We start from the raw sequence: 26,473 nt of genomic DNA on the forward strand, positions 1-26,473 counted from the left end.
TTCGCCACCGACGGCGCGCTCGACGAACACGTCAAGGTCGGTGTCCTGACGGGCTCCCTCACCGCTGCCCTGCTGGCCACGCTCGTGCTGCGGCTGCGCAATCGCACCTACCGTCAATTACACGAACTCGAATCTTCCGACCTCGACCACGACGGCATCCCGGACGTCTATCAGGCGGACCAGCACACCTCTGCGCGCCGCGATGAGACCTGAATCCATGGCCGTCAGTGCCCGACCGGGCATCACCGCCTGGACACGAGGCGAAGAACCAGCAACACGAGTGCCCCCGGTCGGGATCGAACCGACACTGTGCGGATTTTAAGTCCGCCGCCTCTGCCTGTTGGGCTACGGGGGCGCTATGCGCAGCGCCGCTACGTCGACACCGCGGGCCCTCAGCGTACGGGAGCGCCCGCGGTTACAGGTATGTCTGGCGCGGGTAGACCGCGTGCGCGCCGGAGACCCGATCAAGGAACAGGTATCCGTCACAGTGGTCGATCTCGTGCTGCAGGGCGCGGGCTTCGAATGCGTCGGTCTCGACGGTCACGTGATCGCCGGAGCCCGGCAGTTGCCCGCTGACCACCAGCCGCGTCGCGCGTTTGACGTCGCCGGTCAAGTCGGGCACCGACATGCAGCCCTCGCGTCCTTTCTCCTTGCGGGTCGCCTCCTCCACCCGCGCGTTGCACAGGACGAAGGTGCCGTGCACCGTACGCGCCTTCGGGTGCCCGGTGACGTCGACGGCGAACACGTGCGCAGCGACGCCGACCTGGCATGCGGCCAGCCCGACGCAGCCGGGCGAGACCCGCATGGTGGCCACCAGGTCGGCAGCGAGGCGCACGGTCTCCGGGGCTTGCGGATCCACGTGGGGCGCGGGCTGCGACAGCACCGCCGCCGGCGCCCGTACGACGGGCAGGACGGTTCCAGGGACGCCGAGGTCGGACTCGACCCAATCGCGAACGCTCACAGGATGTCCGTCTCCTGAGGACGCAGCATGACGTCGACGCCGAGGTCGCGTGCGACCGAACGCAGCCGGGCTGCAACATCGTCTTCATCGGCTGCAGCCGGCAGGTCGACCTCGGCGATCAGGACGTACAGCTCGTCGGTCAACCGAGTGGCGAGGTCGGTGATGTTGCCGCCGGCGTCGGCCACGACCCGCGTGAGCGCGGAGACGATGCCGGGGCGGTCGCCACCGTGCACGGTCAGGACGTAGGGCACCCGACCGGACTCCCCCACGCCGTCATCGGGCGGCACCTCGCGTGCTGACACCTGCAGGCCATCGGCCGTCAACGACGCCAGAGCTTGCTCCACCTCGGCGGGCGCACGGTCACCAGAACAGATGAGCATCATCGCGAAGTGCCCGCGCAACAGTGTCATGGTGGAGTCTTCGAGGTTCAGGCCGAGCGCGGCCAGGCCGCCGGTGGCTTCGGCGATGATGCCCGGGCGATCGGGCCCGATGACGGTGACAGCGATGAGGCTCATGCACTCCATCCAACCGGACGCACCATCGGCATGTCGCTTCGCCCGTCGTCATGGAGCCGTACCGCCAGCATCTGGTCGACACCGATGCGGCCCGCGTCGAACGACACCGCGGAACCAGCCATGTACAGGCGCCACACGCGGGCACGGCCCTCCCCGGCCGAGGAGACGGCGCGGTCCCATCCCGCTTCGAGGTTCATGACCCAATGCCGCAGCGTACGGGCGTAATGCTCACGCAGCGCGTGCACGTCGCGGATCTCGAAGCCCCCTGCCTCGAGCCGGTTCACCACTTCGCCGGTGGTCAGCAGTTCACCGTCGGGGAAGACATACGCGTCGATGAACGTCCGGCGGCCGCGCAACGACGTCGCGCGAGGTGGACGGCCCTTGCGCACGATCTGGTGGTTGAGCAGGCGGCCGCCGGGGCGCAACAGCTCGTGGAGCCGGTCGACGTACGCGGGCCAACTCTGCGCCCCGAGATGCTCGGCCATGCCCACGCTGGCGATCGCGTCGAACGGGCCGTCGACGACGTCGCGCCAGTCGTCGTTGCGGATCTGAACCAGGTCGCCGAGCCCGCTGTCGGCGACGCGACGTTCGGCGTAGTCGGCCTGCGCCGTCGACACCGTCACCCCGACCGCGCGCACGCCGTACTCCCGCGCAGCGTGCAGGACCAGCGAACCCCAGCCGCAGCCCACGTCGAGCAGGCGCATACCGGGCTCGAGGCCCAGCTTGCGGCAGATCAGGTCGTTCTTGTCCCGCTGGGCGTCCTCGAGGGTGTAATCGGGGTCGTCGCCGCGGGTCCAGTACGCGCACGAGTACACCAGCGACGGACCGAGCACGGTTTCGTAGAAGTCGTTGCCGACGTCGTAGTGGTGGCTGACGGCGGCGCGGTCGCGCTTTTTCGAGTGGCGCTCACCGCTGAGGACGGCTTCCTCCGGCGGCGGCTTCAACGGCGGGCCGACCGCGCCGAGAGTCACCGCGACCCGAAGGACCTCGGCGCGTTCGGCAGCGGTCAGTTTCGGCCGGCCGTTCAGCTCCCGCACGGTGTCGTCCAGGCGGCTGAGTGCTTCTTCGAGGTCACCGTCGACGTCGAGCTCGCCGGCCACCCAGCCGCGGGCGAGGCCGATCTCGTCCGGTTGCCACAGCAGCCGGCGAAGCGCCCGGCGGGACCGGACCACCAGGACGGGCCCGTCGCCGGAGCCGGTTTGCGCACCGTCCCAGGTCCGGATGCGCAGCGGCAGCGGGCGCCCCAGCAACCGCTCGATCAACGCGCCGATGCGTCCGGCTGCTCCCGCACTGGACATGACGCCACCTCCGTACACCTGGACGATCACTGTAGCGACGCCCACGGACATGATTCAGACGTTAGCGCCGTCCGGAGGGAACACCACGAGGTTTTCGGCAGCATCACCAGGTGTGTACGGGTGGTGCAGCAGGGAATCGGCAAGTGAACATGATCATTTGACCAAAGTGCGGGAGTCGTCGGTCGCGGCGCGACGGAAGTCCTCACGGGGCATGCTCGTGCGACCGAGCGTGACCACCTCGCGGCGGAACAGCAGCGCCATCGTCCAGTCGACCAGGACGCGAGCCTTGCGGTTGAACGTCGGCATCTTGCTCATGTGGTACGTGCGGTGCATGAACCACGCGGGGAAGCCGCGGACCTTGATGCCGTAGGTGTGCGCCACACCCTTGTACAGGCCGAGGCTGGCGACCGAGCCGATGTACTTGTGCTTGTACGGCTTGGGGAAGCGCCCGTTCATCGCGGCCACGATGTTCTTGGCGAGCAGCTTCGCCTGGCGGACGGCATGCTGGGCGTTCGGGGCGGTCATGACGCCCGGCTCGCCCGCGGTGAGGTCCGGGATCGCCGCGTTGTCGCCGGCGGCCCACGCGTCCTCGAGCCCGTCGATGCGCATCTCGGGCAGGCAGCGCACCCGGCCCTTGTCGTCGAGCGGGAGGTCACTGTTGCGCAGCACCGGGTTCGCCTTGACCCCTGCCGTCCAGACGATGGTGTCGGCGTCGAACGGCTTGCCCTTCGACAGCACGACGTGCCCGTCGACGCACGATTCGAGCCTGGTCTCCAGCCGGATCTCGATGCCGCGCTTGCTCAGCTCCTCGACCGTGTAGACGCCCATCTCGGGGCCCACCTCGGGCAGGATCCGCCCGGTGGCCTCCACCAGCACCCAGCGCATGTCGTGTGGCCCGATCTGCGGGTAGTAGCGGCGGGCGTACTGCGCCATGTTCTCCAGCTCACCGAGGGCTTCCACCCCTGCGAATCCGCCACCGACGAACACGAACGTCAGCGCCCTGCGCCGAACCGCCTCGTCGGTCGTCGACGCTGCCACGTCCAGCCGGTCCAGGACGTGGTTGCGCAGCGCGATCGCTTCCTCGACCTGCTTGAAGCCGATACCGACCTCGGCGAGACCCGGGATGGGCAGCGTCCGCGAGATCGAGCCCAGCGCGACGACGAGGATGTCGTACTCGAGGTCGTACGGCTCGCCCGCCTCGGGGTGGACGTTGACGGTCTTGGTCGCGTGGTGAATCCAGCGGACCTCACCGGTGATGACGTCACAGTGCTTGAGGACCTTGCGCAGCGGCACGACGACGTGTCGCGGTTCCAGCGAGCCGGCTGCCGCCTCGGGCAGGAACGGCTGGTAGGTCATGTAGGAACGCGGATCCACCACCGTGATCCGCGCCCGTCGGCGCAGCCTGCGCTGCAGCCCGAGGGCGGTGTACATGCCGACGTATCCACCGCCGACGACGAGGATGTGCGGCCGGTTGTCGTGACGCGTCATGCCCTTCATGAGGACGATTCTACCGACCTTGTGAACGCATTCACAAGGTGTTTGGACCGTGCGCTCCACCACACCGGCGACCGCGTTCTTGCTGTGCGCTCTCCCGTGGTTCGGTCGCAGGGCCCCGGCAAGCGGTCGTTCTCCGACGCCGGCCCGGCACGGCGCTCGATCCGCCGGCTCGCGAGGCTCGCGGGGAACTTCAGGCGCACCAGGAGAGGCCACCAACCGAACCAATCCCGCAGAGAAGGCCTTTTGGACTCGTCGCCGCAAACAGCCGGGCATGGAATGACGCCCAACAGACCGCCGCTTCTAAGAATCAACTAAGAAGCCCGGCGCTGAAGGCCATTCAGCGACTGATTCCTGGCGCGCCGATGGCAAACTCTCCACGAGTCCCATGCGCAGGAAGGGAAGCGTGCCATGAGGCGATACCCGCGCTTCTGTCCACTGCCGAGGACATGTTCTTTGAACGCTCCATCGCAGAGGAGGAAGTGTCGTGAATAGTCGATCCACGCAGCCGTCTCGGCGGACACTGCTCGGGATGCTGGGAGCAGTCCCGCTCGGGACCGGTGTGGTCCTGACCGGAGCCGGTGTCGGACATGCCGACGATTCCGCGGCCACCGGAACATCCGGAGCTACGGCGGCACATGGCCCGATACCCAAAGGGTTGCGGCCCGGCGGTGAATACGACCAGCTCGTGGCGAAGCTCGCTGATGAGGACACGTTCTCCGGCGTCGTCCGACTGACCCGTCGTGGCAGGCCCGTGCTCGAACGCGCCTACGGCATGGCCAACAAGGCAGAGTCGGTGCCCAACCGGATTGACACCCTGTTCGACCTCGGCTCGATCACCAAGTGCTTCACGGCGGTGGCGGTCATGCAACTCGAACATCAGAACAAGCTCGACCTCCACGAGACCGTCGGAACCTACCTGGATGGTTTCCAGGCCGACGTGGCCGACACCGTCACCGTCCATCAGCTGCTGACGCACACCTCCGGACTGGGTGATTACTCCCAGGCCGAGGATTTCTGGGCGGAGTCACAGAAGTGGAACAGCTTCGACGAGATCTTCGACGGGACCTTGGACGTCATTCGTGGATTGCCCGACCTGGTGGAATTCACGCCGGGGACACAGTGGCGCTACAGCAACACCGGCTTCTTCTTACTCGGCGCGATCGTGCGAGAAGTGAGCGGGCAAGACTACTACGACTACATCAAAGAGCACGTATTCCGCCGGGCCGGCATGAAGCGTTCCGGTTTCTACACCAAGCCCGAGGTCCTCGCCGCTGACGACATCGCCCGCCCCTACTCGGTTGATCGCGAAACCGGCGAACGCATCGACTCGACGACGCTGGAGTATTTCTCGTATGGCGGAACGCCGGCCGGCGGGGCCTACTCCACGGCGGGCGAGTTGTCGACCTTCGTGCAAGCCCTGATGGACGGCCGCACACTGCTGCCAGCCACGTCCGTCGACCTGGCCATCAGCGGCAAGGCGGTCCTGGGGCCGGATGAACGCCCGGAATTGGAGCGGCAGAACTCCTTCTACGGTTACGGGTTCGAGGTGACCACACTCAACGACCAGCGCATTCGCGGCCACTCTGGCGGCAGCACACTGGGCGTGTCGACCATGCTCGATTTCTACCCCGACCTGGACTGGGTGGCGGTGAGCCTCAGCAACTACGCCGATCGTTACTGGCCGATGGTGAATCTGGAACGCGACCTGATCACTCAGCAGTAGCCAACTGACGATCACGGGGACACCACGGGCGCGTCCATGCCCGTAGATCGACGATAGCGGTCACCAGGGCGCAGGGTCTGGCCGATGCGGCAAAGGTGGGCCATCTTCCAGGAGCTGCGCGAGTCGGGGCGAGATCGGCACCTCAAAAAACCGGGCCCTCGCGTGCAACCATCCGCCCGACCCGTGAGTCCTCCTGGATAGAGGGAACGAACGGTTCCCACGATCCACCGAAACCGTCGAAACGAACGGGGAAGTCAGAAACCATGACGAAGCGAAACCGACACGGCAAGCTGCTTTCGGCCACGATCCTCACCGGCGCGACCGTCGCCACGCTCGCTGCCGCTGCAGGCGCGAGCGCTCAGGACGCCGGTACCGACGACTCGCCCGAGCGGCCGGCCGCCTGTGACCCCGCTGACCTGCACCTCGAAGCGAGTCCCGAGCTCCCCGAAGAGAACATCGTCATCGTCAGCGTCACCCGCGCCGCCGGCGACGGTCCGGAGTGCGCCATCGACCGCATCCCCACGGTGACCTTCGCCAACCTCGACGGATCCGCGGAAGCGGTGCCGCCGACCGAGAGCGCACCGTACGCCTTGTCGCCAGGCGAATCCGCCCATGCCGCGATCCGCACCGCGCCGGCCATGGATGACGACGGCGTCGAGGTCGTCCAGTTCATGACGGTCGGCGCGGCCCCGGACCACGAAGGCACCGTGTTCTTCGCCGAGGAACTCGACATGGCCGACCCCGGCATCTACGTCTACGAGCCGATCACGACGTGGTGGCAGACGAGCCAGGACGAGGCTCTGCAGGAACTCTTCGACAACCTGCCCTGACGGGCCGAGCGGGTACTGATGCTTCGGCACCGGCCGAAGCATCAGTACCCCATGATGGAGTGATGAACGACCGGGTCGATGACGAGCGCGGCGCCACGCTGGCCTCCATGGCCAGTGTGCTGGCCGACGCCACCCGCGCGACGTTCTTGGTCGCGTTGCTCGACGGGCGGGCGTGGACGGCCACCGAACTCGCCCGGCACGCCGGCGTCGCGCCGTCGACGGCCACGGCCCATCTCCACCGGCTCCGGAACAGCGGGCTGATCACCGAGGTACGGCAAGGACGGCACCGCTACGTCCGGCTGGCCGATCCAGCGACGGCCGATCTCGTGGAGTCGCTGGTGTCGGCGGCCCCGGACGTCGCCGAACCGGTGCGCTCGCTGTCGGCATCCACCCGGCGTAGGGCACTGGCGTTCGCCCGCACGTGCTACGACCATCTGGCCGGGACGCTCGGCGTCGCCGTCACCGACGCCATGACCGCACGCGGGTTTCTGACCTGGGAAAACGGCTTGGCAGTGACCGACGACGGCGCGCACTGGCTGACCACACTCGACCCACAGGGCTGGCCGCCCGGTCGCGGCCGCGCCCCGGTGCGGCCATGCCTGGATTGGACCGAGCGCCGCTCACACCTCGCCGGAGCAGCCGGCGCCCTGGTGTGCAGGTACGCGATCGACGCCGGCTGGGTGGCCAGGCGGCCCCGCACGCGTGCCGTCACGCTCACCGCGACCGGGCGCCACGCCCTGCGGGAGCACCTCGGCCTCGCCGAGTCCGTCCTGCGGCCGAAGGCCTCAGCCTGATCGCGATCACCGAGTGGCGTGGCCCTTCGCTCGCTCGAACACGTCGTCGAGCATCGCCTCGGTCAGCCGGCCGGTGAAGGTGTTCTGCTGGCTGGGGTGGTAACTGCCGATCACCACGACAGGTCCGGACGACAGCCCGCCCAGTTCGGCCTCTGCGCCGTGCCCGAAGGCCGGGCGCGGACGTGGGACCACGGCACCGGCCGCCGCCAACGTCCGCAGCGCCGCCGACCACGCGAACGAACCGAGGGCGACCACCGCACGCACCGTGGGCAACACCAGCTCCACCTCGCGGTCGAGCCAGGCCGAGCACGCGTCGCGTTCGGCCGGGGTCGGCTTGTTGTCCGGTGGCGCGCAGCGTACTGGCGCCACGATGCGCACGCCGGCCAGTCGCAGGCCGTCCCCGGCGTGCGCGGCGTGCGGGCGGTTGGCCAACCCGGCGCGATGCAGGGCCGCGTAGAGCCAGTCGCCACTGCGATCGCCGGTGAATATCCGCCCGGTCCGATTGCCGCCGTGGGCCGCCGGCGCCAGGCCGACGATGAGCAGCGACGGCCGTGGGTCGCCCCATCCCGGCGTGGGCCGCCCCCAGTAGGGCTGATCGACGAACGACTTGCGTTTGGTCACCGCGACGCGCTCGCGCCATTCGACCAGTCGCGGACAAGCTCGGCACACCGACGACCTGGCCGTGACCTCGCGCAAGCTCGCTCCCTGTGCGAGAGTGCGGACATCGGCGGCGTCGTGAGCCACCGGTGTGGTGGAATCTGCTTCGTCGTCAGGCCAACCGGTCCCCGGCGGAACAGGGCTGGGAAACCAGGCACCGGTGACGGGATGAGCTGCCGGCGACGCAGCGCCAGGGATGCTGGGTTCTCGGGAGGGCACCTGAGTCATTGTGCCGTGCGTTCGTCCGGACCGGGCGACGTCGGCACGGCGGCGGCGACGCAGCGGGTCATAGGACTCTGGCCGTGCCGACCGGGGGCCGGAGAGACTGATCGCCTCTCGGAGACAGGACGTCGCCATGGATACTTGCGCCATGGGCTTGGCCAGGACCTCAGTCCAAGGCGGCGACGGTGAACGATGACCGCACCGCCCGCGTCTGGACGTCCATCACCACCCAGGCGCTGGCTCACGGTGTGGCCCCGGACGCACGGCATGCCTGCTACGCGTGCGCCGAGGCGCTTCAGGCCACCGGCGTCGGCTTGTCACTCAGCTTGACGCGAACGCCGGGCCGAGCACTCCCCGAGCCGGTGATCGCCACGTCACCGATCGCCGAACGCCTCGAGGAGTTGCAGTTCACCCTCGGTGAGGGCCCGTCTCCCGAGGCTGCAGCCCAGGACCGGCCGGTGCTCGTCGCCGATCTGGCCGCCGACGTCAACCAGCGCCGATGGCCGGGGTTCCTGGCCGCGGTCGGTGCGCACGACATTGCGGCGATCTTCGCCTTCCCCGTGTCGTCCGGCGGCGCGCGTGTCGGCGTGTTGACGGTGTATCGCGCCGTGACCGGGAATCTCAGCGGTCCCGAGTTGGCCGACGGCCTCGCCTACGCCGATGCCGTGCTGGTTCTCACCCTCGACCACCACAGTGGCCTCCCGGTGAGCTCCGGCGGCCGGCGCGGCTTCGATCCGGTGGACTTCCGCGCCGAGGTGCACCAGGCGGCCGGGATGGTCAGCGCTCAACTCGGTGTCAGCGTCACGGACGCGCTCAGCCGGCTTCGGGCGTACGCTTATGCCCAAGATCGGCGGTTGGCCGATATTGCGCACGCCGTCGTGTCGCGGCGCTTACGATTCCACCCGGACGGCAGCGTGGGCGCACCCGATGCGGACGACGTAGCCGATACCAACGAAGGCCGAGCGGACGACAGCGACCTGGAGGGACGCGCATGAACACCCTCGACCAGCGCGTGCGCGACACGTTCGTCGACCTGGCCGACACCTTGGTGGACGACTACGACGTCATCGAATTCGTCGAAGGTCTCGCCACGCGCGTCGTCGACCTCCTCGAGATCGGCGCGAGCGGCCTCGTCCTGGCCGATCATCACGGCTCACTCAATCTCGTCGCCGCGTCGAGCGAACGCACCCGGGCGCTCCAGTTGCTGCAGGTCCACAACGCCGAAGGTCCGTGTATCGACTGCTACCGCAGCGGTTCGGTCGTGAGCTGCGACGACCTCTCGACCGCCGACGAACGCTGGCCGAGGTTCGCCCGCGCGGCGCGTTCGGCCGGGTTCGCTTCCGTGCACGCGCTGCCGATGCGGCTGCGGGACACCGTCATCGGCACACTCAACATGTTCGGCCGGCGCTCGGAGCACCTGGACTCCGGCAAGCTCGAACTGGGGCAAGCGCTTGCCGACGTGGCCACCATCGGCATCCTGCACGAGCGCACGCTGCGTCAGCACGAGACTGTCGCCGAGCAACTCCAGGCCGCGTTGAACAGCAGAATCCTCATCGAACAGGCCAAGGGCATCCTCGCCGAGCGACATCGAGTCTCTGTCGCCGACGCTTTCACCGCGCTTCGCGCTCACGCCCGTCATCATCAGCGCAAGCTGCACGACGTTGCGGGGAACGTGGTCGACGGCAGCCTCGACGTCCCTGCCGAACCGAGACCGGCCAGCGGTGCCGTCCCGCCGGCTCGACGACATGGCGACAGTTCGCGCCGTTAACCCTTGACTACGCAACGAGCCCAGCGTAACGTCTCGGGCGTCGAGTAGTTACCGCTCTGAGCAGGCTTGATAACGCAGAGTAGGCACTACTGACTTGGTCGCCCTGGACCTCGGCGGCTTTCCACAATCTGTCCTCGCTTCGGGCTCGATTCGCCGTGCGCGGATTGGCCGGAGCAGGTGGAAACCGAGGAGCCCGCGACCATGACGACCATCTCGCGCGAGAACCCATCGCCCACCTGACCGACCCCGGCCGGCCGCCCCGTCGTGGGGTGCGGGTTGCACCAAAACCGGGGGTGCCCGACGTGGTGCGGTCGGCCGGGGTCTTGCCTCGCGGGTCGCCGACAGGGGAGGTGACCCGCCGCGTCGTGGCCGGCCTCGCCTAGATCAGCACTCCGGTGAGCCGGTCGTAGCGCAGCACCGACGTCCGGCTCTCGGATCCGTGGCGAAGATCGTGGATGCGCACGGTCAGCACGCCGACGTGAACACGGTCGGTGGTGCTCACGGCCAGCCATGGCGCGCCGTCACGCAACACCGTCACCTCGTCCAGCAGATCGCCGCCGCGCCCAGCGGCGATGGCGTAGGAAGGCCCGTCGGGCGGGGCGATGTCGATGCCGCCGTCTTCGCGCAGCGTGAAGGTGAGCACGAGGTTCCCCCGGCCGCCGTTGGCATCGCCGATGAAGTCGTACACCGGCGCGGGATCCCCGACGTAATACTTCAGGCGCCCGAGACCCGTGACGTCCATGCCGTTGTAGTAGTTCCGCCCGTCGGCATCCATCCAGAAGTGCGGGTTGTGCGTGGGCGCGCTGAAGTCCGGGCCGGAGTTGTACGAGATGTGCCAGTGCGGCGGGTTGTCCGGGTGTACCGCGTTGTTCGTCTCGAAGCCCATCAGCACGAAGCGATGCCCCTTCGCCGCTGCGGTGTCGACCAACCCGGCTTCCCGGCAGATCAGGTGCGTGGCAACCAGCTGGTGGACGACTGATCGCACCTGGCCCGCGGGCCACGCGACGTCGGCCCAGGGGCCTGCCACGCGGTCGGGGTCGTTGTGCTCGATCCGCCAGTACATGCCCGGCGAGACGTCCGGATGGCTCCACACCTGGATCGTCGGCTGATTGGCATCCAGCGACGGCTGAGTCATGGGCAGCACGAACCGGAAAGCGTCGCGGTCGTGCGGGTCGCGCTCGACGGGCAGGTGTGACTCCTGATGGATCACCGTCTCGACGCGGACGCCCGGCCAGCGCACGGCGATTTCGATCCCGTCGGCGGCGTGCGGTCCCTGCACGAAGGTGTAGTACTCCGCTCGGCTGGCCACGGAGTACTTCTCACCAGGGGTGATCTCGTATCCGGCCGGAAGGGTGATCTCCGGGGTTCCCGGCGGGCCGGGGCGCGCCCGCACCACGCGGAAGGCGGCATACGCGACGTCGTCGGCTGCGGCGAGCCGTGGTACCGCCAGGGTCATGCCGGCAGCACTCGCGCCGGCGAGCAGGGTCCTACGCGTCAGGGGGACGGGCACGGCGACCTCCACAATCATGGACAACGGCCATCAAGGCCACCATGATCGTGGCAACGCGGCACAAACGGCACCCCCTGAGACGATGAACGTCCGGAGGCGGCCTAGCGTGCGCGAGACAGATTCGGGTGTTCGCTGTCGACGACAGCCGTGGCAGGGTGCGTATGCGCGACGGTTCTGACGTCGGCGAGGCTACTGACCACGACGTGGGCGCCGCGTTCGTACATCTCGCCGCCCTGGTCACCGTGCCGGTCCACGCCGATGACGACACCGAACGCGCCGCGCCGTCCCGCCTCGACACCGGTCAGCGAGTCCTCGATCACGACACAGCGCGATACCTGCGCACCGAGCCGGGCGGCGGCCTCTGCGAACAGGCCCGGTTCGGGCTTGGCCGCGATGCGCAGGCGCTCCATGTCGGTACCGTCGACGCGCACGTCGAACAGATCCTCGACATGGGCGGCGCGCAGCATGTCACGGCAATGGCTGCTGGACGAGACCACGGCGGTGAACACGCCGTACCGGCGCAGGTCACGCAGCAGCGCCACCGACGACGGGAACGCGGCGACACCGTACCGGCCGATCTCGGCCACGAACCTGCGGGACTTGTCCTCGGAGAGGGCATCGATGCTGTCTCGGTCCCCGTGCTCGGGTAGCGAGATGCCTCGGGAAGCGAGGAACGAGCGCGCACCCTCGCGCCGCGGCCGGCCGTCGACGTAGGCGATGTAGTCGTGGTGGGCGTCGAAGTCGCGCTGTTCGGTTCCGGTGAGCGCGGTGTGCCTGTGCAGGAAGTTGTCGAACGTCGCTTTCCAGGCGGTCGCATGTGCCCGAGCAGTATCGGTCACCACGCCGTCGGTATCGAATATCGCAGCATCCAGGCGGTCCAGGTACAGCGTGGCTCGGTGACTCATACGCGACCAATCTTGGTGTTCGGGGCGCGGCCGGTGGACGCGGGCCGCAGGGGTGTCTGGTAAAGACCCTGGCCTGTCGCAGGTGAGGTGCGACAGGGGCGGTGGTCCCGCTGAGGAGGTCCAAAGTCCTTCCCAGGGCCCAGCGACACCGAGGGTTCAGTGCGACTCGTCACGTACCCAGAACTCGACCGGATACACGCTTTTCAGACGAAAAGACGTCCACGCCTGCGCGGGGCGCTCGGTCGGGCGTCGCGCGCCCGTGCTCAGGGAGCCAGACGGAAGGGCGGATAGCGATCGGTGACCAGGACCAAGGCATAGCACAGGACGCGGTTGTGCCAGCGGATAACGCCTTCGATGAAGTTGAACATGCCCCGTGGGTAGCGCCCGGTGAACAAGATCGCGAACCACGCGATGATCACGACGATGAGCGCGGCGATGTCCAGCACCGCCAGGACGATGTAGTGCGGGATGGCCAGGAACCACTTGACCAGCGGGAGCCACCGGTTCAGGTCGGTCGTGGCGTCCGGATGGGCATAGTCGAGGTGGACGGACTGATGCTCGTCCGTGGACGGGTACCGGTCATCCATCAGCGCAAGGTAAGCCGACACCCGGGTGCTGAAGCGCTGCAGTTCCCTGTTCCAGTCGAACCACCAGCGTGGGTACTTCTGCCGGAAGAGGATCATGAGCAGTGGTCCGGCGAACAACAGGCCGCCGGTTCCCGCGGCCACGTACGAGCCGGACTCCGAGGTCCACTGCCAGCTGCCGCCGTTGACGGTGCCCAGCACGATGAGGATGGGGATCGCGGCGAACAGTCGGAAGAACGTGCTCACCCGGTTGAGGTCATGGTCGGGATAGTCGACCGTCAGTTGTACCGGGTAGCCGGGAGGGGTCTGGGTTGAGTCCATGGCACGGTCACGCTCCTTCGACGATCATGCGATCAGACGTCGCTGATGCTAAGGACCTCGTCAGGACTCGACCAGGGTCGTTCGACCAGATCGTCTTCGTACCGCGATGTCGCAAAGTCCCACCCGATCACGCCTGAGCGCGGTGCCCGTCTGGGCCGACGTTGGGCCCGGGTGGTGGGACCTAAGGCCCCTAGGGACCGATCTCCGCCCCACGGACAGTGGGTTCCATGAGCACGTCCACCCCCCACGTTCCGTCTGTGCGCCGTCTGTTGGTCGTGTGCGCCCATCCCTACGACGCCACCTTCGCTCTCGGCGGCGTGATCGCCGCATTCGCCGCCACCGGCTCGTCCATCCGGGTGTTGTGTTTCACGCACGGCCGCCGCCCGGACCCCGGACACCGGCGGCATTTCGCCCGGGCGAGCGAGTTGAGCTCGGCCGCGCGCACGTTGGGCGTGGACGACGTCGTCCTGCTGGACTTTCCGGCCGGCCACCTGGCTGCCATCAACCTGACCATCCTGACCAAGCACGTCGTGGCCGCCGCGACGGGCGCTGAGGCGATCCTCACCGTCGAGGCGACCGGCCGGGACGCACATCCGGACCATCTGCGGGCGATGCACGTGGCTTTCCGTACCGCGATCCGGCAGCGCCTGCCGCTCTACGCGCGCACCGTCGCCGCTCGGCGTGGCGCCGGGTTGAACCACGTCCCCATCCGCGACGTCGACCGTTCTCGGCAGAATGCGGCGATCGCCCACCACCACGACCTGCCCGCCGAAGATGCGCTCGCTCGCTGGCGGATGACCCATCGGCACGAGGAGTCGCTGGTGCTGCTCTCGCTCGGGCAGGCCGGGCGGTCGGCCGGGGTTGTTGCCGTGCGGAGTCACACGACGGGCTCCACCTGACTCCAGGCGATGCCGTCGAGAATGTCGTGTTCGCTGACCAGGACCTCGTCGACGCCGGCCCGTTCGACCAGGCGGCGCAGGATCAGTGCGCCCGCCGCGATGATGTCGACCCGGCCCGGATGCAACGACGGGATCGCCGCGCGTTCGTCATGGCTCGCGGCGAGCAACCGGTCGCTGACGACGCGGATGTCGTCGGCGCAGATCCGGCTGTGGTGAATCACGGTCGAGTCGTAGGCCGGGAGGTCGAGGTGGATGGCCGCGACCGACGTCACTGAACCGGCCAGTCCGATCAGGCTACCGGCTGAGCTGACGGGGACATCGTGCTCGGCGACGTCGATGGCGGCGTCGATGTCGTCGATGGCCGCTGCGACATCTGCGCTGCTCGGCGGGTCGGAGTGAAACCGCCGCTCGGTCAGTCGGACGCTGCCGACGTCCACGCTGCGCGCGGCCAGCAGGTCCCCGGCTCCGACGGCGAGCTCCGTCGACCCGCCGCCGATGTCGGCGACGAGGTACGGCGCAGGGATGGTGGCGGGCAGCAGGCGCGTGGCTCCGGCGAACGACAGTGCCGCTTCCTCATCACCGGTCACGACCTCCGGCTCGACCCCCAGGACGGCACGAACCCCGGCGACGAACTCCGCGCGGTTCGCCGCATCACGCGTCGCGCTGGTGGCGACCATACGGACCCGCTGCGCCCCCAGGTCGTCGATGACCTCGGCGTACGAACGCAAGGCCCGCATGGTGCGGGCCAGCGCCTCCGGCGCCAATCGACCGGTGCGATCGACGTCTTGGCCGAGCCGGACGATCTCGAGCCGGCGGTCGAGGTCGATCTGCGTGTTCGTGACCGGGTCGATGTCGGTGACCAGCAGGCGCACAGAGTTCGTTCCGCAGTCCACGGCGGCCACGCGGGTCACGCGGGCGCCCACTCGCAGGTGGCCGGTGTCCACGTCGGCGCCAGCATCTCGAGGGCACGATCGCCGAGCGGATTGACGCCGGGACCGACGGCCAGGCTGTGTGCCACCAGCACATGCAGGCATTTCACCCGCACGGGCATGCCGCCTGCGGACACGCCCTCGATCTCGGGCACGTGCGCGATCCGCTCCCGCCGTTCCAGGTAGTCGAGGTGCGCCCGGCGGTAGGCGGCGGCCAGATCGTCGTCGGTCTCGAGCTCGGCGGTCAGCTCACGCATCACGCTCTGCGACTCCAGCGTGGACACCTCGGCCACCGCAGCCGGGCACGTCAGGTAGAACAACGTGGGAAACGGCGTACCGTCGGGCAGGCGCGGCTCGGTCTCGATGACCGTGGGATGCCCGCTCCCGCAGCGGTGCACGACCGCCCGGCCGCCTCGCACCGGCCGCCCCAGCTGGAGTCGGACGGTGTCGAGGTCGGCGCGGTCCATCACCGGTACCGTCACTCGCCGTCCTCCGGCTGAGGCGGGGCATCAGCCATCTCGACCGACGTCCACAGCCGCTCGTACCACTCGCCGGCCCCGACCGGCGGCAAGCCGCTGTCGTCGACGGCGGCCTCCTTGTCGGCGTCGGGGTCGGACACCACGACGTAGCCCTGTTCGTCGGGCATGACGAAGTTCAACCGCTCGCGCGCCATGGCCTCGACGTAGGCGGGGTCGTTCCACAACCGCTGCTCGCGCTCCAGCTGTTCGACCGACGACTCGAGCCGGGCGGCCTCCTGCTCCAGCTCGGAGTGCCGCCCGTGCTGCTCGAACCAGGTCCGCAGCGGGTAGGCGTAGGACACCAGCAGGACCGCGAGCACCAGGGCCAGCACAGCTGCCCGGCCGGTGACCGACGGACGGCTCCCGGACTGGCGACTCGCCGGCGGCCCCGGCGGCGGCGTCTTCGCCGAGGTGGCACTCCCTCTGGCCGCGGCGCCGGTGACGCCGGTGCGCGGGCGCTGGCCGCGGCCCGGCCGAGCCGTCGGACGCGTCGACCGATTGGCCGGACGCCGCGTCGTCCCGGCGCTGCCCGAGGGTCGGGCGCCGGAGGCACGACGGGAGGGGGCCATGGTCGTCTGCTCGCCTCCTTACCCGCTGAACCGCGGGAAGGCCTTCGCCCCGGCGTACCGCGCGCCGTCGTCGAGCTCGTCCTCGATACGCAGGAGCTGGTTGTACTTCGCGACTCGCTCGGAGCGGGCCGGAGCCCCGGTCTTGATCTGCCCGGCGTTGGTGGCCACGGCCAGATCAGCGATGGTGGTGTCCTCGGTTTCGCCGGAACGGTGACTGATCATGCAGGTGAACCGCGCGTGGTGGGCCATGGACACCGCATCGAACGTCTCGGTGAGCGAGCCGATCTGGTTGACCTTGACCAGCAGCGAGTTGGCGGAGCGTTCCTTGATGCCCCGCTCCAGGCGCTCGGGGTTGGTGACGAACAGGTCGTCGCCGACGATCTGGATGCGCTCACCGAGCGCGCCGGTCAGTTCCGCCCACCCGGACCAGTCGTCCTCGGACAGCGGGTCCTCGATGGAGACCAGCGGGTAGTCGGCGACGAGCTGCTCGTAGTACTTGGTGAGTTCCGCTGCCGAGATGGAGTTGCCCTCGAAGGTGTAGCGGCCGTCGGTGAAGAACTCCGTGGAGGCGACGTCGAGTGCCAGCGCCACCTGCGCGCCGGGGGTGTAGCCGGCCTTCTCGATCGCCTGCATGATGAGGTCGAGCGCTTCGCGGTTGCTGGGCAGGTCGGGCGCGAAGCCGCCTTCGTCCCCCAGGCCGGTGGCCAGTCCGCGGTCTTTGAGCACCTTCTTCAGCGTGTGGTAGACCTCAGCGCCCCAGCGCAACGCCTCGCGGTAGGTCTCCGCGCCGATCGGCGCGATCATGAACTCCTGGATGTCGACATTGCTGTCGGCGTGCGAGCCGCCGTTGAGGATGTTCATCATCGGCACCGGCAGCAGGTGGGCGTTGGGCCCGCCGAGGTAGCGGAACAACGGCAGGTCCGCCGACTTGGCGGCGGCCTTCGCCACGGCGAGCGAGACACCCAGGATCGCGTTGGCTCCCAGGCGCGCCTTGTTCGGCGTGCCGTCGAGGTCGATGAGCGCCTGGTCGATCAGCCGCTGATCGCTGGCTTCGTGACCGAGCAGCTCCGGGGCGATCTCGTCCATGACCGCGGTGACGGCCTTCTCGACACCCTTGCCGGCGTAGCGTGCGGCGTCGCCGTCGCGCAGTTCGACGGCCTCGAACGCGCCGGTCGAAGCGCCGGACGGGACGGCTGCACGGGCGATGGTGGTGTCGTCGAGCGCGACCTCGACCTCGACGGTCGGGTTACCCCGGGAGTCGAGGATCTCGCGTGCTCCGACTGCTTCGATCGTGGCCACGTAGTACTCTCCTGCGCTCTGCTGTCGCTGATCATCGTCGGTCGTACGGTCGCTGCAGTGACGACGATGGCGCTGCACACTCGTACGTCCGCAGCCTACCGGGCCGGTCCGCCGCCTGGCGCCACCGACGTGCCCGATCCGCGTGAGCTGTTCACGACGGCGGCGCGAACAGGTCGTCGCCGGCCTCGAGCCGTTCGCGCAGCTGCGCCAGTCGCGCGTCGTCCCATTCGACGTCGGGATCGGGCTCCAGGAAGGTCAAGGTCAAGCTGGTGACGCCGAGGGCGGGTAGCGACCAGGCGCCCTGCTGGCCGAACAACTCGCCGCGGACCCGTTCAGCCGTCACGTCGGGGGTGGCGAAGCTTTCGATGATCAGCCCGATCATCACGGCTTTGCCCAGCCGGGCGATGGTGGCGAACGTCGTGCCGCTGTCCGGGCGCGGGCGCAACCCCAACAGCCCCGCGATGACGCTGTAGTTGTACGCGACCCGCTCGGTCAGTGCCTGCTCCGACGCGGCGAGCGAGGCGCGCAGGTCGTCGCGCAGCTTGCCTTCGGGCAGGCTGACCAGCGTCATCGTCAGGGCCAGGTACGTGCGCCATTGGTTGGAGTACTGGTCTTCCAGGAAATCCGCCAAGGCGGCCTCACTGGCCAGGTCCACGACGAGCTGACGCCGGCCCTCGGGCGTGCGCAGTTCGTCGAACCGGCCCAGCAGGACCCGTCGGACCGCCTCGTTACCCACGTCGTGACCGGCCTGCGTGGCCTCGTGGACGCTGCCGGCCAGTTCGAGCAGCAGATCACCCAAGAACATGTCCTTGTGCGGCCAGCGCCGATACACCGCACTGCGCGAGACACCCGCTTCGCGGATGACGTCTTCCATGCGCACGTGCTCCAGGCTCACGGTGAGGCCGGCTTCGGTGAGGGCCTTCGCGGCGGTCTGCAGCATCCGTCGTTCGGTTTCGACATCGGACAACCGCGGCCGGCGCCGGCCGATGCTGCCGACGGCCGGCGTGTCGGCAGGCGGGAGGTCAGAAGTCATTGACTCCTCCATTTGAGATATGGTGTTTCAAGTTTTAAGCTTCAATTACTGCCATCGTATCGAACGTATTGGAGTTCACCCATGACCGTCTCCGCCCCTCCACGCACGCTCGCGCCGGTCCAGCGCAAGACGCTGGCCACGATGGCGATCGGACTGGTCCTGAACGTGCTCGCCGCCGCGGCGGCCGTGGCGTTCGACGCCAGCGGCCGGCTGTCGGACCACTTGCACGACGTCTACGACGGCTACGCCGAGGTTCCCGCCTCCGGCGTCATCGTGGGCTACCTGGTCGGGCTCGGCGTGCTCGGCGTCGTGTGCTGGTCGTGGATGATGTGGGCCGTCGCGCGCGGCAAGCGGTGGGCACCGCTGGTCTCCATTGTCCTGTTCGTGCTCGCCACCGGGATCGCCCTGACGAACCTCTTCGTCCAGGAATACGGCAGCCCGATCGTGCCCTCAGCGCTCGGCGCGGCCGGTTTGCTGCCGTGCGTGGCCGGCCTGGTGGCGGTGGTCCTGGCGCGACGTCTGCCGCGCTGACCCGGCGTGCAGCCAGGCCGCGCAGAACGTCCGGTGCTCCGACTGCTCGTCGCGTAACCCGGCCTGCCACAGAACGTCCTGCTCGAGGACCACGAACCGGTCGGCGAGGTCGTCGAGCACCAGTCGCGCCACCGTCGACTTGCCCGTTCCGCTCGGGCCGGTCACGCAGAACAACGGCGACCGCACGAACGGGTTCGGGTGTGCGCAGGCGGGGCAGCGAACGGCCGGACCGGCCACGACGGTGACGTCGTCGCAACGCTCGCTGCAACGCGCACAGACCAGGAGGTTCACCCGGGCTGGAGGGGGTCAGTCGAAGAGCTGGTCGAAAATGCTCTTGCGGCGCTTGCGCCCGTTCGGACGCGGCGAGTCACGATAGCCGCCGAAGCCGCCCCGGAACGGTGCCGGGCTGTCCGGGCGGGCGCGATATGGGGCCGCCGGGGGCACCACGAGGTTTTCTGCTGCATCACGAGGCGTGCACGGGTGGTGTGACAGGGAATTGCCAAGTGAACATGATCATTTCGAAGCGTGTTCGGCGGAGCGGACGGCGGCGATGTAGCGCCGGGTGGCGTCGCGCAGCGCCTGCTCGGCGTCGATGCCGCGTTCGCGGGCGGCAGCGACCATCGCCAGCAGCACATCACCGACAGCGGCTGCGTCGCCGGCGGCTGCGTCTTCTTCGGTTGGTAGGTCGACGTTGGGCACGGGCACGTCGAGTCCCGCCTTGGCCGCTCGGTGCAGCACCTTGCCGGCCAGTGAGAGCGCGGGCTGGGCCAGCGGCACGCCGTCGACCGCGGACTCTCGCTGTTTCTCGGCCCGCTTCAGGACCTCCCATCGGTCCTTCACGTCGTCGGCGGTGGGCGCCTCGGCGTCGGCGAACACGTGCGGGTGCCGGCGGACGAGCTTGGCGGTGATACCCGCGGCGACGTCGTCGATCGACCAGGCCGCCGACTCGCGTTCCTCGGCGATCCGGGCGTGGAACATGACCTGCAAGAGCAGGTCGCCGAGCTCTTCGCGCAGGTCGTCGTCATCGCCGGACTCGATCGCCTCGAGCGTCTCGTAGGTCTCCTCCAACAGGTACGTCGCCAGGCTGCGATGGGTCTGCTCGGCATCCCAAGGGCACCCGCCCGGCGAGCGCAATCGATCCATCACCGCGACGAGGTCGAGCAGCCGGGCACCCGGCAGGTCGTGCGATCCGGTCACCACGTCGACTTCCGGCGCTCGCGCACCCCGGGCGCCGGCTTCGGTACGCGCCGACGACACCAGCTCGTCGTCGCCGTCAGGGCTGAGCAGCCAGACGAGCGAGCCGCCGGCGGCGGCGTCGAGCAACGTGCTCGCCTGCACCGGCTCGTCGACGACGCGAACGTCGACACCGGCCGCGCGCAACGCCGACACCTGCGGATGATCCGTCCCGGCCCACACGACGCTGTCGCGCAGGGCCGCCCACGCGGTCGCACTGAGCAACCCGGGCGCGACCCGGGGGCTCGTGGCCAGCAGCGTCAGCCGACCACGCTGCGCGGGCCGTGGTGTCACTGCGGCGGCGTGGGCTCAGGCAGTTCGCCCGGGTTCGCGGTCTCACCGCTGACGGGCTTGGAGATCGAGCCGCTGTCGGCGGTGACGGAGAGCTGGTCGCCCCAGCTGCCGTAGCGGGGGTTGACCTTGATGCCGAGCTCCTCGCCGATCTCGATGAGCCGCTCGGTCAGCGCGTTCTGGTCGCCGCCGTTCTCGGCCAGGTAGGCCTCGGCGATCAACTGGTCGGTGAGCCCGGCGCGGAAGGCCTCCTCGGTGTAGCCGTTCTGCGCCAGCAGCGGGCCGAGGTCGCCTTCCGGGTTCTGCGCCTCGAACTGCTCGATGGCGTCGTCGATCTGGGCCCCGGTGATCTCGATGCCTTCCTCGGCGGCCAGTTGCTCGAAGATCTGGTGCTGGATGTGCCTGGTGAGCAGGTCACGCTGGAATCCCGCGATGCCGCCAGCGGCCTGGACGTCGAAGCCCTCGAGCGCCTGGGCCTGCTCGACCTGCTCGTGCAGCTCAGACACGGTCAGGCGGTCGTCGCCGATGACGGCGGCCGCGCCCACCTGGTCGGAGTCGCAAGCCGACAGCGCGACGGCCGCGGCCAACGCCAGTGCTGCGGGCATGATTCGGCGAGTGGTCGACACAGTGATCCTCTTCGTCAGATGTTCCGCCGGGCGCATCTTACCCAGCCCGACTTCCAGCGGCGCTGGCGACCTCCGCCCCGGGCGAGTGTGCCAGGACGTCGTCGATCACCTGCCGCGCCCACGCGAGCAGTTCGACGCCACGCAGCGGCGAGCCACCGATGCTGGCCGTCGCCGGCCGCGGCACCAGCACGGTCCCGACCGCGGCCTTGACCACGCTCTTCGGATACACCCGATTCAGCCGCACCCGTTGCCAGTCCGCCAGCTCGATCTGTGCGAACCGGACGAAGTTGCCCTGCAGCGTCACCTCGGTCAGCCCGGCTCGCCGGGCGTGGGCGCGGAAGCGCGCGACCTCGATCAGGTTGCGCACCGGCTCCGGCAGCTCACCGTAGCGGTCTTCGAGCTCGTCGCGCACCGCCTCGACCGCGTCCTCGTCGGTCGCCTCGGACAGCCGGCGGTAGGCCTCCAACCGCAACCGCTCACTGGCGACGAAGTCGTGTGGGATGTGCGCGTCGACCGGCAGCTCGATCCGCACGTCCTGCACCTGTTCGTCCTGGTCGCCGCGGTATTCGGCCACGGCCTCGCCGACCAGGCGCACGTAGAGGTCGAAGCCGACGTCGGCGATGTGCCCGGACTGCTCGCCCCCGAGCAGGTTGCCCGCGCCGCGGATCTCGAGGTCTTTCATCGCCACCTGCATACCGGCGCCGAGGTCGGAGTGCTGGGCGATGGTGGCCAGGCGTTCGTGTGCCTCCTCGGTGAGCGGGGTCTCGCGCGGGTAGAAAAAGTAGGCGTAAGCGCGTTCGCGGCCGCGACCGACCCGTCCGCGTAGTTGGTGCAGCTGCGACAGGCCGAGCCGTTCGGACCGGTCGACGATGAGCGTGTTGGCGTTGGAGATGTCGAGGCCGGTCTCGACGATGGTGGTGCACACCAGGACGTCGACCTCACGCTGCCAGAAGCTGTTGATGACCTGTTCGAGCGTGTGCTCGCCCATCTGTCCGTGGGCCACGGCCACGCGCGCCTCGGGGACGATGTCACGCAGGTGTGCTGCCGCCTTCTCGATGGTGTCGACCCGGTTGTGCACGAAGAAGACCTGGCCGTCGCGCATGAGCTCACGCCGGATGGCCGCACCGACCTGCTTCTCGTCGTAGCCGCCCACGTACGTGAGTACCGGGTGGCGCTCCTCGGGCGGGGTGGTGATGACCGACATGTCTCGGATGCCGGTGATGGACATCTCGAGCGTGCGCGGGATGGGGGTGGCCGACATCGTGAGGACGTCGACGTTGGCCCGCAGGTGCTTGAGCTTCTCTTTGTGCTCGACGCCGAAGCGCTGCTCCTCGTCGACGATCAACAGGCCGAGGTTCTTGAACCGGACGTCACCGGTGATCAGGCGGTGCGTGCCGATGACGACGTCGATGGTGCCGTCGGCCAGACCCTGGATCGTCTCCGCGGCTTCGGCGTCGGACTGGAACCGCGACAGCGCCCGCACCTTGATGGGGAACGGCGCGAACCGCTCGGCGAACGTGGTGAAGTGCTGCTGGACCAGGAGGGTGGTGGGCACGAGGACGCCGACCTGCTTACCGTCCTGGACGGCCTTGAACGCCGCCCGCACCGCGATCTCGGTCTTGCCGTACCCGACGTCGCCGCAGATGACGCGGTCCATCGGCACCGAGCGCTCCATGTCGCGCTTGACCTCGTCGATGGTCGACAGTTGGTCGACGGTCTCGACGTAGGGAAAGGCGTCCTCGAGCTCGGCCTGCCACGGCGTATCAGGGCCGAAGGCGTGGCCGGGCGCGGCCTGGCGCGCTGCGTAGAGTTTGATCAACTCCGCGGCGATCTCCTTGACCGCCTTGCGCGCGCGGCCCTTGCGCTTGGCCCAGTCGCTACCGCCGATGCGGTCGAGGCTCGGCACGTCGCCGCCGACGTACTTGGTCACCTGATCGAGCTGGTCGGTCGGGACGAAGAGCCGGTCGGCGGGCTGGCCCCGCTTGCTCGGCGCGTACTCGACGACGAGGTATTCGCGGGTGGCGCCGTGGATCGTCCGGCTGGTCATCTCGACATAGCGACCCACGCCGTGTTGGTCGTGCACGATGTGGTCGCCCGGCTTGAGCTGCAGCGGATCGACCTGGTTGCGCCGCCGGCTCGGCATCCGCGCCGCGCCCTTGGTGGAGACGCGCTGGCCGGTGACGTCGTCCTCGGTCAGCACGGCCAGCCCGGCCGCCTGCGCCACGAATCCGTGGGCGAGCGTGCCGGTGGTGACGTGCACGACACCGGGCTCCGGGGGTTCGCTGAGGTCGTCGGTGAACCGGGCCGGGACCTCGGACTCGCCGAGCATCTCGACCACCCGCCCCGCGGTGCCCTGCCCGCCGGTGACGAGGACGGCCCGGCCGCCCGTGGCCAGCCAGCCGGACAGGTCAGTCACCGCGCGGCCGGTGTCGCCGCGGTACGTCTCGGCCGGGCGGGCGTCGATCTGGCGGCTCTCGACGGCGCCGGCATGCACCATGTCGTCGCCGAGGTCGACGGCGTAGAGGTCGGCGTCGAGGTCCACCGGTTCGCGCTTGGCCGGTTCAGCGTTACCGGCGGCCGCGGCGTCCAGGCTGAACGAGCTCAGGCTCCACCAGCGCAGCCCCTGCCGGAGCGCTTGTGACCGGACGTCACCGAGCGTGCGGTACGCCGCGGCGCCGAGGTCGATGGGCGACGTTCCGCCTCCGGCCGCGGCAGCCCACGACGCGTCGAGGAACTCTTGGCTGGTGGAAACGAGGTCGTGCGCTCGCGTACGCACCCGCTCGGGGTCGCAGACCAGCACCTGCGTCCCCTCGGGCAACAGGTCGATCAGCATCTCCATCCGGTCGACCAGGACCGGGGCGAGCGACTCCATGCCCTCGACGGCGATGCCCGCGGCGATCTTGTCGAGCATCTCGGCGAGCTCGGGCAGTTCGCTGGACAGTTTCGCCGCTCGCTCGCGCACGTCGTCGGTGAGCAGCAGCTCGCGGCACGGCGGTGCCCACAAGCCCGACTCGACGAGGTCGGTGGAGCGCTGGTCGGCGACGGTGAACCAGCGGATCTCGTCGACGGTGTCACCCCAGAAGTCGACCCGGACCGGGTGTTCTTCAGTCGGCGGGAACACGTCGACGATGCCGCCGCGCACGGCGAACTCACCTCGGCGCTCGACGAGGTCGACCCGGGTGTACGCCGCAGCCGCGAGCTGGTCGACGACGTCGTCGAGGCTGATCTCGTCCCCCACGCGCAGCCGTACCGGACGCAGCTCGCCCAACCCGGCGACCTGCGGCTGCAACACGCTACGCACCGGCGCGACGACCACCTTCACGCGCTCGGCGTCGTTCTCGGGGTGCACCAGACGGCGCAGCACCGCCAACCGGCGCCCGACGGTGTCGCTGCGCGGCGACAGCCGCTCGTGCGGCAGCGTCTCCCACGCCGGGTACTCCACCACGCAGTCGGCCGGCAGCAGGCAGCGCAGCCCTTCGACGAGGTCTTCGGTCTCGCGCCCCGTCGCGGTGACGGCGAGGACCGGCCGGTCGGCACCCACCGTGGCATCGGCGATGGCGGAGACCACGAACGGGCGCAGGGCCGGTGGTGCGGTGAGGTCGAGGCTGTCGAGTGCGCCGGTGCGTGCGTCGTCGACGGCCGAGCGCAGCACGGGGTCACCGCCGTCGCCGAGCAACGTGTGAAGGAGACCGAACAGAGTCATGCTCTTCCTGACGTGGGCACACGAACTTGCCCCCGAACCGGCACGGAGCGGGGGTGGTAACTGTCAAAGTTTACGCCTGCGCACCGACAGCTTTCTGCATCGTCGACGTCGACCGGGGTTCGAGCGGCACGCGGCGGCAGCATCCGAACGCGTCGTCGCAGCAATCAGCCGGCTCAGATCACCACGGCTAGACGGAGACGACCTCGACCAGGCCGTCCACTCCGGCTAGGTCGTCAGCGTTACGCGTGTAAAGGCGTGCAGAATGCGCGTACGCGGTGGCAGCAATCAGCAAGTCGAACACACGAGCCCGCGGTTGCTGACCGGCTTCCACGACCGCTGCGGCTAACGTCCCGTAGGCGGCCGCGACCGCGTCATCGACGGGCAACGCGTCGAACGTCCGTTGAAGACCACTCAAGCGTCGAAGCCGCTCCGCTCGCGCGGCGGTGTCACGGGCCACCAGAACACCGAAGTGCAACTCGGCCAACGTGGCACTGCTGATCGCCAGTTCTCCGTCCAGCCTTGGCACGTCTGTCGCGACGACGATGCTGGTGTCGAGGATCGCCCTCATTCCGCCGTCCACGGATCGCGCACCTGGTGGTCGATCAGGTCTCGATCGGCCTCCCAGTCACGATCGACTTCTCCGCGGAAGAGCTCCGCCACGTCCTCGAATCTCCGCCAGGTGCGCGGAACGATCGGCACCAACCGCGCACTTGGCCGTCCGGCGACCGTGATGGTCACTTCCTCGCCCGCTTGAACACGCCGCACCAAATCGGACGCCTCTTGCCGCAATTCACGCAATCCGACCGTGGTCATGCACCCAATGTAGCACAAGTGCTACCTGCGCAGCACGCGCCCGGCGCGGGCCTGCGTCGCCTCGCCACCGTCCAGCGCGACTTCGCCGGCGACCAGTACCGTGTCGATGCCCGCGGCCAGCTGCCACGGCTCGGCGAAGGTCGACCGGTCGGCCACGGTGTCGGGGTCGAACACGACGATGTCGGCCACGGCGCCGGCGGCCAGGACACCGCGGTCGCGCAGCCCCAGCCGCGAGGCCGGCAACGACGTCATCTTGCGCACGGCCTCAGGCAGGGTCAGCACGCCGAGCTCGCGCACGTAGTGGCCGAGCACGCGCGGGAACGTGCCGAAACTGCGCGGGTGCGGGCGCCCGGTGCCGTGTGGGCGCAGCACCCAGCCGTCGCTGGCGACCGCGACACGAGGGTGGCGCAGGACGGTGACGACGTCGTCCTCGCTCATCCCGTG

Annotated in this window: 26 protein-coding genes, 1 tRNA gene and 2 pseudogenes; 8 read left to right on the forward strand and 21 right to left on the reverse strand. The window is 69.0% G+C overall.

Features of this window, described 5'->3' with window-relative positions; all coding sequences use genetic code 11:
* A pseudogene (locus M6444_RS05185) lies at window positions 1–213 on the forward strand (sodium:proton antiporter); the annotation flags it as partial.
* 68 nt (window positions 214–281) lie between these two features.
* Here M6444_RS05185 and M6444_RS05190 read toward each other — a convergent pair.
* The 5 genes from M6444_RS05190 to M6444_RS05210 form a co-directional block, all read right to left on the reverse strand.
* Window positions 282–355, reverse strand: a tRNA-Leu gene (locus tag M6444_RS05190).
* A gap of 60 nt (window positions 356–415) precedes the next feature.
* The gene (locus M6444_RS05195; RefSeq protein WP_298323810.1) at window positions 416–961 is read right to left on the reverse strand and encodes a peptide deformylase; all 546 of its coding nucleotides are present in this window, start codon (window positions 959–961) and stop codon (window positions 416–418) included.
* Window positions 958–1,476, reverse strand: a complete 519-nt coding sequence (locus M6444_RS05200; RefSeq protein ID WP_298323812.1) for an ACT domain-containing protein — start codon at window positions 1,474–1,476, stop codon at window positions 958–960. Before M6444_RS05200 ends, M6444_RS05195 begins: the two co-directional genes overlap by 4 nt.
* A complete protein-coding gene (locus tag M6444_RS05205) occupies window positions 1,473–2,774 on the reverse strand; it encodes a cyclopropane-fatty-acyl-phospholipid synthase family protein (protein WP_298323814.1) in 1,302 nt (433 codons plus the stop codon). Before M6444_RS05205 ends, M6444_RS05200 begins: the two co-directional genes overlap by 4 nt.
* Before the next feature lie 153 nt (window positions 2,775–2,927).
* The gene (locus M6444_RS05210; protein ID WP_298323816.1) at window positions 2,928–4,271 is read right to left on the reverse strand and encodes an NAD(P)/FAD-dependent oxidoreductase; all 1,344 of its coding nucleotides are present in this window, start codon (window positions 4,269–4,271) and stop codon (window positions 2,928–2,930) included.
* A gap of 529 nt (window positions 4,272–4,800) precedes the next feature.
* Between M6444_RS05210 and M6444_RS05215 the strand changes: the two genes are divergently transcribed.
* From M6444_RS05215 to M6444_RS05225, 3 genes are all read left to right on the forward strand, one after another.
* Window positions 4,801–5,994, forward strand: a complete 1,194-nt coding sequence (locus tag M6444_RS05215; RefSeq protein ID WP_298323818.1) for a serine hydrolase domain-containing protein — start codon at window positions 4,801–4,803, stop codon at window positions 5,992–5,994.
* Window positions 5,995–6,257: 263 nt separating this feature from the next.
* Window positions 6,258–6,824 carry a DUF4232 domain-containing protein gene (locus tag M6444_RS05220; protein WP_298323820.1) on the forward strand — a complete coding sequence of 189 codons (567 nt, stop codon included), beginning with the start codon at window positions 6,258–6,260 and terminating at the stop codon, window positions 6,822–6,824.
* 62 nt (window positions 6,825–6,886) lie between these two features.
* The gene (locus M6444_RS05225; protein ID WP_298323822.1) at window positions 6,887–7,618 is read left to right on the forward strand and encodes a helix-turn-helix domain-containing protein; all 732 of its coding nucleotides are present in this window, start codon (window positions 6,887–6,889) and stop codon (window positions 7,616–7,618) included.
* 6 nt (window positions 7,619–7,624) lie between these two features.
* Here the strand turns inward: M6444_RS05225 and M6444_RS05230 are convergent, their stop codons facing one another.
* On the reverse strand, window positions 7,625–8,503 hold the full coding sequence (locus M6444_RS05230; RefSeq protein WP_363326247.1) for a uracil-DNA glycosylase: 879 nt from the start codon (window positions 8,501–8,503) through the stop codon (window positions 7,625–7,627).
* Between the two features lie 179 nt (window positions 8,504–8,682).
* Here M6444_RS05230 and M6444_RS05235 point away from each other — a divergent pair, with 179 nt between their 5' ends.
* On the forward strand, window positions 8,683–9,492 hold the full coding sequence (locus tag M6444_RS05235) for a GAF and ANTAR domain-containing protein (RefSeq protein ID WP_298323824.1): 810 nt from the start codon (window positions 8,683–8,685) through the stop codon (window positions 9,490–9,492).
* The gene (locus M6444_RS05240) at window positions 9,489–10,265 is read left to right on the forward strand and encodes a GAF and ANTAR domain-containing protein (protein WP_298323825.1); all 777 of its coding nucleotides are present in this window, start codon (window positions 9,489–9,491) and stop codon (window positions 10,263–10,265) included. Before M6444_RS05235 ends, M6444_RS05240 begins: the two co-directional genes overlap by 4 nt.
* Before the next feature lie 379 nt (window positions 10,266–10,644).
* Here M6444_RS05240 and M6444_RS05245 read toward each other — a convergent pair whose 3' ends face one another.
* The 3 genes from M6444_RS05245 to M6444_RS05255 form a co-directional block, all read right to left on the reverse strand.
* A complete protein-coding gene (locus M6444_RS05245; RefSeq protein ID WP_298323827.1) occupies window positions 10,645–11,775 on the reverse strand; it encodes a hypothetical protein in 1,131 nt (376 codons plus the stop codon).
* 101 nt (window positions 11,776–11,876) lie between these two features.
* The gene (locus M6444_RS05250) at window positions 11,877–12,680 is read right to left on the reverse strand and encodes an HAD-IA family hydrolase (RefSeq protein WP_298323828.1); all 804 of its coding nucleotides are present in this window, start codon (window positions 12,678–12,680) and stop codon (window positions 11,877–11,879) included.
* A gap of 263 nt (window positions 12,681–12,943) precedes the next feature.
* Window positions 12,944–13,585: a DUF4389 domain-containing protein gene (locus tag M6444_RS05255; RefSeq protein ID WP_298323829.1), complete on the reverse strand. Its 642-nt coding sequence runs from the start codon at window positions 13,583–13,585 to the stop codon at window positions 12,944–12,946.
* A gap of 227 nt (window positions 13,586–13,812) precedes the next feature.
* Here M6444_RS05255 and M6444_RS05260 point away from each other — a divergent pair, with 227 nt between their 5' ends.
* Window positions 13,813–14,484, forward strand: a complete 672-nt coding sequence (locus M6444_RS05260; RefSeq protein WP_298323831.1) for a PIG-L family deacetylase — start codon at window positions 13,813–13,815, stop codon at window positions 14,482–14,484.
* Here the strand turns inward: M6444_RS05260 and M6444_RS05265 are convergent.
* The 5 genes from M6444_RS05265 to M6444_RS05285 form a co-directional block, all read right to left on the reverse strand.
* Window positions 14,463–15,395 (reverse strand): Ppx/GppA phosphatase family protein, encoded by a 933-nt coding sequence (locus tag M6444_RS05265; protein ID WP_363326248.1) that lies wholly within the window; start codon window positions 15,393–15,395, stop codon window positions 14,463–14,465. The two genes, M6444_RS05260 and M6444_RS05265, sit on opposite strands and share 22 nt — an antisense overlap.
* A complete protein-coding gene (locus M6444_RS05270) occupies window positions 15,392–15,880 on the reverse strand; it encodes a DUF501 domain-containing protein (RefSeq protein WP_363326249.1) in 489 nt (162 codons plus the stop codon). Before M6444_RS05270 ends, M6444_RS05265 begins: the two co-directional genes overlap by 4 nt.
* Before the next feature lie 11 nt (window positions 15,881–15,891).
* Complete coding sequence (locus tag M6444_RS05275; RefSeq protein ID WP_298323837.1) at window positions 15,892–16,500, reverse strand: septum formation initiator family protein; 609 nt, start codon at window positions 16,498–16,500, stop codon at window positions 15,892–15,894.
* 18 nt (window positions 16,501–16,518) lie between these two features.
* Complete coding sequence (gene eno / locus M6444_RS05280; protein ID WP_298323839.1) at window positions 16,519–17,799, reverse strand: phosphopyruvate hydratase; 1,281 nt, start codon at window positions 17,797–17,799, stop codon at window positions 16,519–16,521.
* Between the two features lie 151 nt (window positions 17,800–17,950).
* On the reverse strand, window positions 17,951–18,832 hold the full coding sequence (locus M6444_RS05285) for a TetR/AcrR family transcriptional regulator (protein WP_298323841.1): 882 nt from the start codon (window positions 18,830–18,832) through the stop codon (window positions 17,951–17,953).
* Window positions 18,833–18,913: 81 nt separating this feature from the next.
* Between M6444_RS05285 and M6444_RS05290 the strand changes: the two genes are divergently transcribed.
* The gene (locus tag M6444_RS05290) at window positions 18,914–19,363 is read left to right on the forward strand and encodes a hypothetical protein (protein WP_298323843.1); all 450 of its coding nucleotides are present in this window, start codon (window positions 18,914–18,916) and stop codon (window positions 19,361–19,363) included.
* A gap of 48 nt (window positions 19,364–19,411) precedes the next feature.
* Here the strand turns inward: M6444_RS05290 and M6444_RS22880 are convergent.
* The 7 genes and pseudogenes from M6444_RS22880 to M6444_RS05320 all read right to left on the reverse strand — a co-directional run.
* A pseudogene (locus M6444_RS22880) lies at window positions 19,412–19,600 on the reverse strand (hypothetical protein); the annotation flags it as partial.
* 276 nt (window positions 19,601–19,876) lie between these two features.
* Window positions 19,877–20,890 (reverse strand): MazG family protein, encoded by a 1,014-nt coding sequence (locus M6444_RS05295; RefSeq protein WP_298323845.1) that lies wholly within the window; start codon window positions 20,888–20,890, stop codon window positions 19,877–19,879.
* Entirely contained in the window at window positions 20,887–21,492 is a 606-nt protein-coding gene (locus M6444_RS05300) for a SurA N-terminal domain-containing protein (RefSeq protein WP_298323846.1), read from the reverse strand. Before M6444_RS05300 ends, M6444_RS05295 begins: the two co-directional genes overlap by 4 nt.
* Window positions 21,493–21,550: 58 nt before the next feature.
* Complete coding sequence (gene mfd / locus M6444_RS05305) at window positions 21,551–25,216, reverse strand: transcription-repair coupling factor (RefSeq protein WP_298323848.1); 3,666 nt, start codon at window positions 25,214–25,216, stop codon at window positions 21,551–21,553.
* 187 nt (window positions 25,217–25,403) lie between these two features.
* Window positions 25,404–25,784: a PIN domain-containing protein gene (locus M6444_RS05310; protein WP_298323850.1), complete on the reverse strand. Its 381-nt coding sequence runs from the start codon at window positions 25,782–25,784 to the stop codon at window positions 25,404–25,406.
* Entirely contained in the window at window positions 25,781–26,029 is a 249-nt protein-coding gene (locus M6444_RS05315) for a type II toxin-antitoxin system prevent-host-death family antitoxin (RefSeq protein ID WP_298323851.1), read from the reverse strand. Before M6444_RS05315 ends, M6444_RS05310 begins: the two co-directional genes overlap by 4 nt.
* Window positions 26,030–26,050: 21 nt before the next feature.
* On the reverse strand, window positions 26,051–26,473 hold a 423-nt coding region (locus M6444_RS05320; RefSeq protein WP_298323854.1), incomplete at its 5' end, for an amidohydrolase family protein.

It is taken from the genome of Haloactinopolyspora sp., from assembly GCF_027324685.1.
Lineage (GTDB): Bacteria > Actinomycetota > Actinomycetes > Jiangellales > Jiangellaceae > Haloactinopolyspora.

What these genes read in the sequence shown, in the direction of transcription:
- M6444_RS05200 (WP_298323812.1), bottom strand. Translation starts at nt 1,476, where the DNA reads ATGAGCCTCATCGCTGTCACCGTCATCGGGCCCGATCGCCCGGGCATC.
- M6444_RS05205 (WP_298323814.1), bottom strand. Translation starts at nt 2,774, where the DNA reads ATGTCCAGTGCGGGAGCAGCCGGACGCATCGGCGCGTTGATCGAGCGG.
- M6444_RS05210 (WP_298323816.1), bottom strand. Translation starts at nt 4,271, where the DNA reads ATGAAGGGCATGACGCGTCACGACAACCGGCCGCACATCCTCGTCGTC.
- M6444_RS05215 (WP_298323818.1), top strand. Translation starts at nt 4,801, where the DNA reads ATGCTGGGAGCAGTCCCGCTCGGGACCGGTGTGGTCCTGACCGGAGCC.
- M6444_RS05220 (WP_298323820.1), top strand. Translation starts at nt 6,258, where the DNA reads ATGACGAAGCGAAACCGACACGGCAAGCTGCTTTCGGCCACGATCCTC.
- M6444_RS05225 (WP_298323822.1), top strand. Translation starts at nt 6,887, where the DNA reads ATGAACGACCGGGTCGATGACGAGCGCGGCGCCACGCTGGCCTCCATG.
- M6444_RS05230 (WP_363326247.1), bottom strand. Translation starts at nt 8,503, where the DNA reads ATGACTCAGGTGCCCTCCCGAGAACCCAGCATCCCTGGCGCTGCGTCG.
- M6444_RS05240 (WP_298323825.1), top strand. Translation starts at nt 9,489, where the DNA reads ATGAACACCCTCGACCAGCGCGTGCGCGACACGTTCGTCGACCTGGCC.
- M6444_RS05250 (WP_298323828.1), bottom strand. Translation starts at nt 12,680, where the DNA reads ATGAGTCACCGAGCCACGCTGTACCTGGACCGCCTGGATGCTGCGATA.
- M6444_RS05255 (WP_298323829.1), bottom strand. Translation starts at nt 13,585, where the DNA reads ATGGACTCAACCCAGACCCCTCCCGGCTACCCGGTACAACTGACGGTC.
- M6444_RS05260 (WP_298323831.1), top strand. Translation starts at nt 13,813, where the DNA reads ATGAGCACGTCCACCCCCCACGTTCCGTCTGTGCGCCGTCTGTTGGTC.
- M6444_RS05270 (WP_363326249.1), bottom strand. Translation starts at nt 15,880, where the DNA reads ATGGACCGCGCCGACCTCGACACCGTCCGACTCCAGCTGGGGCGGCCG.
- M6444_RS05275 (WP_298323837.1), bottom strand. Translation starts at nt 16,500, where the DNA reads ATGGCCCCCTCCCGTCGTGCCTCCGGCGCCCGACCCTCGGGCAGCGCC.
- M6444_RS05285 (WP_298323841.1), bottom strand. Translation starts at nt 18,832, where the DNA reads ATGACTTCTGACCTCCCGCCTGCCGACACGCCGGCCGTCGGCAGCATC.
- M6444_RS05290 (WP_298323843.1), top strand. Translation starts at nt 18,914, where the DNA reads ATGACCGTCTCCGCCCCTCCACGCACGCTCGCGCCGGTCCAGCGCAAG.
- M6444_RS05300 (WP_298323846.1), bottom strand. Translation starts at nt 21,492, where the DNA reads ATGCCCGCAGCACTGGCGTTGGCCGCGGCCGTCGCGCTGTCGGCTTGC.
- mfd (WP_298323848.1), bottom strand. Translation starts at nt 25,216, where the DNA reads ATGACTCTGTTCGGTCTCCTTCACACGTTGCTCGGCGACGGCGGTGAC.
- M6444_RS05310 (WP_298323850.1), bottom strand. Translation starts at nt 25,784, where the DNA reads ATGAGGGCGATCCTCGACACCAGCATCGTCGTCGCGACAGACGTGCCA.
- M6444_RS05315 (WP_298323851.1), bottom strand. Translation starts at nt 26,029, where the DNA reads ATGACCACGGTCGGATTGCGTGAATTGCGGCAAGAGGCGTCCGATTTG.